Here is a 4,669-nt window from a genome sequence, read left to right as displayed (position 1 = left end):
ATCAAAATAGATAGGTAAGGGATTAACTTCGCTAATATTTCCCCATGCAAATCGCTCGTGAGTCTCTTGCCTAATAGACTTACCTCCTGCTTCTTCAAGCTTTAAGCAAACTGCACAACGCGGATCAGATTCCCCATTTTTGAATTTATCCCTTAACTTATTTATGGCACCTCCTTGCCAAATTTCATTGAACAATTGCGTGTTACAATTACCATATGTGATATTGGCAACACAACAAGCTTTCACATATCCTGCATTACCCACGTGGTAATGAATAAAGGGCATTAAACAAAAAGGTGCTTTGGAATTCATGCTACAAATATAAATGAATTGCTTGTATCCAGAGTAGTCTACTTTGTATTTAAATGCTTTGAAAATATTCAGAATACTTTTAGAAAAAGGCTTTCATCTCTTCTAATTAGATGGACTTAAATTTTTAGATCTCGCTTATTTAGATTAATTTTAATTAGATATTTTAAAACAAAATTATTAGTTATGAAAAAGATAAAAGTATTGACTCTTGTATGCCTAATGTTCATGGGATTTGGTTCTGTTAAGACCTACGCTCACTGTGAGATACCTTGCGGAATATACGACGATGCTGCTAGAGTAAAAATGATGTACGAACATATTCTAACTATTGAAAAGAGTATGAAACTGATTGTTGAGTTATCGGCATCAGAAAAACCAGATTACAACCAGTTGGTGCGTTGGGTCAATAATAAGGAGGAACATGCCAATAAATTACAGGCTATTGCGACTCAGTATTTTATGTTTCAGCGTGTCAAATTGAGTGATGATCCAGTAAAGAAGGCTAAGAGTATGAAACAACTTGAGCTTCTGCATAAAATATGCGTATTTGCGATGAAAGCCAAGCAAAGCACCGATATGGAGATGATTAAGAAATTGAATGATACCGTTCATGATTTTGATCATGCTTATTTCACCAAGAAAGAACATAAGCATTAGTCCATACTTATATCTACAAAAACCTCTTCGTCTTCACGGAGAGGTTTTTTATTTATACGTATTGGGAACTTATGTTTTTAATTCATTTTAGAATAATTAGTCCCAATATTGATGAAAATGATGAACAGGCCCATGACCTTTACCAATTTCATAATCGGTACCAGCTTTTATCGATTCTGTAATATAAGCTTTAGCAAGTTGAGCTGATTCTGAGATACTAAACCCTCTAGCTAGAAATGAAGCTAAGGCTGATGATAAGCAGCAACCTGTTCCATGGGTATTCTTTGTCTCAATTCGTTTAGAAGCCAAATCGAGACTTTCTGAAGATTCAAAATCATACAAAACGTCGATCAAATCTTCATCATTTAAGTGTCCGGCTTTTAATAAAACGGAAACCTGGTATTTATTGGCCAATTCTTTTGCAATAGTTCTAAATTCAGACTGTTTCTCAATTTTTCTACCCAGCAATATTTCAGCTTCAGGTAGATTAGGTGTGATGATTCTGACCTTAGGAAATAAGACTGTTTTAAGATGATTGATGGCTTCATCTAATAGCAACTTATCCCCTGAAGTCGCTACCATTACCGGATCTAGAACCACATTCTTAATTTGATATTTATCCAAACAATTGGCAACAATCTGAATACTTTCTGGTGAATGCAACATGCCTATTTTGATGGCATCTGTTCCAATATCATCAAGAACCGCCTCGATCTGTGATCGTAATATTTCAGAAGGAATAGCGTGAATATCGCGAACGCCAATTGTATTTTGTGCTGTAATGGCCGTTATGGCTGAGCTTGCATAGCATTGGCAAGCCGAAATGCTTTTGATGTCGGCTTGAATACCAGCTCCTCCACCTGAATCACTTCCTGCTATAGTTAGTACTTTTTTATAGTGCATCTTCTTCTATTTTTCATTTTGTGATATTTTACGGGATTCTTCATTCAAACTTTTCTGGAACAAAAAAACCGGCTCGCAGAATACGAAACGGTTAGAACAAGTGTATATGAATACACTAGATCTATAAAGATTCGTTTTCCTACGCTGCAATTACGCCTATCAGGTTCCAGGGTTTTATCTCAGCCTGATTATTATCAAGCACCCCTAACGATCTGATAAAGATATTCAATTTATGATTAGATCAATAAGATGTACTGGGTTTCATTTAATCACAAGTTAGATCGATACTTATAGACGATTTGGTGTGAAAAATTAAACAATTTGTCTATTTTTGAAAAAAATATATACATATGCTAAGTATCTCTCAAATAGTAGAAAGAATTATTGCTCACCAGCCTTTTCTTGCTGAAGCTTTGGTTGAAGGATTAATCAATGTTTCCTCTTTAGCTCGAAAAATTCAACCCGAGGTGGAGCAACATTTCGGAGACGAGGTGAAAAGTGGGGCCATCGTGATGTCAATTAATAGGTTGATTCCAAAAATGAAAGGCAAAATTTCTCATCTGGGCTCTGAAGTTGTTGTCAGAGATATCATTGTTCGTTCCCAATTGATAGATTACACGTATAAGAATTCAAGTATGCTTATTGAGAGACATACCGATTTACTTAGAGCCATTGGGCCAAACCAGGAGTTCTTTTATACCATGGTTCAAGGCGTTTTTGAATCAAATTTAGTTGTAAGTCAAACTTTGGCCGAACAGGTTGAAACCATTTTTGAAGAAGAAAGTTTGTTGAGCAAAAGTGGTCATTTATCAGCTGTGACTCTTAAGTTACCAGATGTGAATTCACAACAAGCCGGTTTCTATTACCATATTCTTAAGAGTATTGCATGGGCTGGAATTAATATTCGTGAGGTGATTTCAACAACCAACGAATTTACCATTGTGGTAAATGATGATGCCATCGATAAGACTTTCTCAGTTCTTAAGAATTTGGGGCAGAGTTAAGAAATTCATATTATTGTTTGAAGATGATTCTTCAAAAAGATTAGATACAAAAAAGGGATGCCATTGGCATCCCTTTAATATTTTAAGCGATTGTGAATTACAATACAGCTTTTACTTTTTTCAATAGAGAATCAATATCTTCTCTAGCAGGAGCAAGAGTCTTAGCTTTTGTGTACTGAGCAATAGCTTTCTGATAGAAAGATTTTGCTTTTGTAATTTCAACAGCAAATTTCTCTTTTTCAGTATTTGCTATAGGATTAGCAGCAGTTTGAATCTTAGCACCTTCTCCGAAGTATAAAGAACCAAGGCTAACGATAGCATCAGTTTTCATAGACGACTTCAATTCAATTGCTTCTTTGTAAGATGCTTCAGCAGCGTCAAAATTAGAAGCTTTCTGAGCTTTCTGTCCTTCAATTAAGTAATGCTTAGCAAGTGTTTTAGCCAATTTAGCATTCTTAGTAGGAACTGCAGCAATACCAACTTTCAAAGTAGCAACCATTTCGTCGTACTTTTTTAATTTCTTAAGAGCAGTCGCTTTTCTTAGATACGAGCTAGATAACTTATACTTAGCAGCAATTGTTTTATCGAAGTAAATAACCGATTTAGCGTAATCTTTAACTTTAGCAGCGGCATATCCAACATTATAAACTGTTTTGATATCTTCAGCTGCTTCAGGCAATCTTAAGTAGTTTTCTAAATGTACGATAGCTGCTTTGTAATCTTTAGCTTTTAGAGCAGCGTTTCCGTCGTTCTTCAATTGCACAGCATCCTGAGCAAATGCACCTAAAACACTCATACAAACAACTAGGGTCAGAATTAATTTTTTCATATTATTCAATTGGTTTTTAAATTTTTGATCAGGGTCACAATACAATATTAATTCAATTTTCAGAAAGAATTAAAGGTGTTCTGTTTTCTGATCAGTATGTTCTTATGTTTCTATTTTTTGTTTCTGTTTCTCAAAAACAAGCCTAAAAATAACCATTTCATTAAATAATCAAACAAAATTGGCTAAAAAATTGATAAGACTAGCCTATTGCTTAGTGAGTATTCTCAGGTAATCAGGCTTTAAGGTTAAAATATAATTTAAAATTCGAGTTGAATATGCTCTCCAAAACCAGCTGGAGCTTCGTTAAAAGCTTCTTTTAATTCGATATTCTTATGTATTGCCTGTAGTGTTCTGATTACCCCACCATGGGTTACAATAGCAATATGATTATGCTCCAACGCCTTTAGTTCTTCCAAAAATTGTACCACCCGTTGGTGAAGCATCACAAAAGATTCTCCATTGGAACATTTCTTGTTCACGAAATCTTCCATCCATACATCCAAAAAAGGGTCTTTAATCTCGTCCCAAGCCTTACCTTCCCAGTCGCCAAAGTTCAGTTCCATTAATCGATCATCGAAAATTACAGCATCACCAAACAATTCTGTAGCAAGAGTTTTAGCACGTGTTAGTGGACTTGAATAATGAGCATCGAATTTTATATCAGCTATATTCGTCTTAACCACCTCTAGTTCTTCTGGGTAAGTTTCAAGTAGTTCAATATCTTTTTGGCCGTAACAAACACCAGGCTCGATATTAACTTTTGTGTGTCTTATTAAATGAAGTATCATATTTATTTAATTTTTTTTGAATGAATAGACAAAAATAGTAATCTGAGGGGAATTGTAACTAAAAAGCCACCTTTAAAGATGGCTTTTGCAATTACTTTGATAGGTTCTGTAAGCTAGATATGTACTGAGATGATATAAAAGCTCAAATAAATCACAATCTCAACCACTTGTTGCGT

The 4,669-nt window shown here is 34.8% G+C and carries 6 protein-coding genes and 1 riboswitch; of the genes, 2 read left to right on the top strand and 4 right to left on the bottom strand.

The window, feature by feature from the left end:
- Positions 1-312: SPASM domain-containing protein (locus ABY905_RS14275; RefSeq protein WP_372645038.1), on the bottom strand; the 312-nt coding region annotated here is incomplete at its 3' end.
- A gap of 183 nt (positions 313-495) precedes the next feature.
- Here ABY905_RS14275 and ABY905_RS14270 point away from each other — a divergent pair.
- A complete protein-coding gene (locus tag ABY905_RS14270) occupies positions 496-969 on the top strand; it encodes a superoxide dismutase [Ni] (protein ID WP_372645036.1) in 474 nt (157 codons plus the stop codon).
- A 96-nt stretch (positions 970-1,065) separates the two neighbouring features.
- Here the strand turns inward: ABY905_RS14270 and thiD are convergent, their stop codons facing one another.
- A complete protein-coding gene (thiD, locus tag ABY905_RS14265; protein ID WP_372645034.1) occupies positions 1,066-1,872 on the bottom strand; it encodes a bifunctional hydroxymethylpyrimidine kinase/phosphomethylpyrimidine kinase in 807 nt (268 codons plus the stop codon).
- Between the two features lie 119 nt (positions 1,873-1,991).
- Positions 1,992-2,088: riboswitch (TPP riboswitch) on the bottom strand.
- Positions 2,089-2,222: 134 nt separating this feature from the next.
- Between thiD and ABY905_RS14260 the strand changes: the two genes are divergently transcribed.
- Positions 2,223-2,876, top strand: a complete 654-nt coding sequence (locus tag ABY905_RS14260; RefSeq protein WP_372645033.1) for a hypothetical protein — start codon at positions 2,223-2,225, stop codon at positions 2,874-2,876.
- 97 nt (positions 2,877-2,973) lie between these two features.
- On the opposite strand, the gene ABY905_RS14255 is transcribed toward ABY905_RS14260, so the two are convergent.
- Positions 2,974-3,705 (bottom strand): hypothetical protein, encoded by a 732-nt coding sequence (locus ABY905_RS14255; protein WP_372645031.1) that lies wholly within the window; start codon positions 3,703-3,705, stop codon positions 2,974-2,976.
- Between the two features lie 257 nt (positions 3,706-3,962).
- Positions 3,963-4,493: an alpha-ribazole phosphatase gene (gene cobC / locus ABY905_RS14250; RefSeq protein WP_372645029.1), complete on the bottom strand. Its 531-nt coding sequence runs from the start codon at positions 4,491-4,493 to the stop codon at positions 3,963-3,965.
- Positions 4,494-4,669 lie beyond the last annotated feature (176 nt).

The organism is Ancylomarina sp., assembly GCF_041555295.1.
Lineage (GTDB): Bacteria > Bacteroidota > Bacteroidia > Bacteroidales > Marinifilaceae > Ancylomarina.
Note: the sequence above shows the minus strand (reverse complement) of the source record. Positions and strands in the feature narration are given on the sequence as shown.

Coding starts and splice junctions, on each gene's coding strand:
- ABY905_RS14270 (WP_372645036.1), top strand. CDS start 496: ATGAAAAAGATAAAAGTATTGACTCTTGTATGCCTAATGTTCATGGGA.
- ABY905_RS14255 (WP_372645031.1), bottom strand. CDS start 3,705: ATGAAAAAATTAATTCTGACCCTAGTTGTTTGTATGAGTGTTTTAGGT.
- ABY905_RS14260 (WP_372645033.1), top strand. CDS start 2,223: ATGCTAAGTATCTCTCAAATAGTAGAAAGAATTATTGCTCACCAGCCT.
- cobC (WP_372645029.1), bottom strand. CDS start 4,493: ATGATACTTCATTTAATAAGACACACAAAAGTTAATATCGAGCCTGGT.
- thiD (WP_372645034.1), bottom strand. CDS start 1,872: ATGCACTATAAAAAAGTACTAACTATAGCAGGAAGTGATTCAGGTGGA.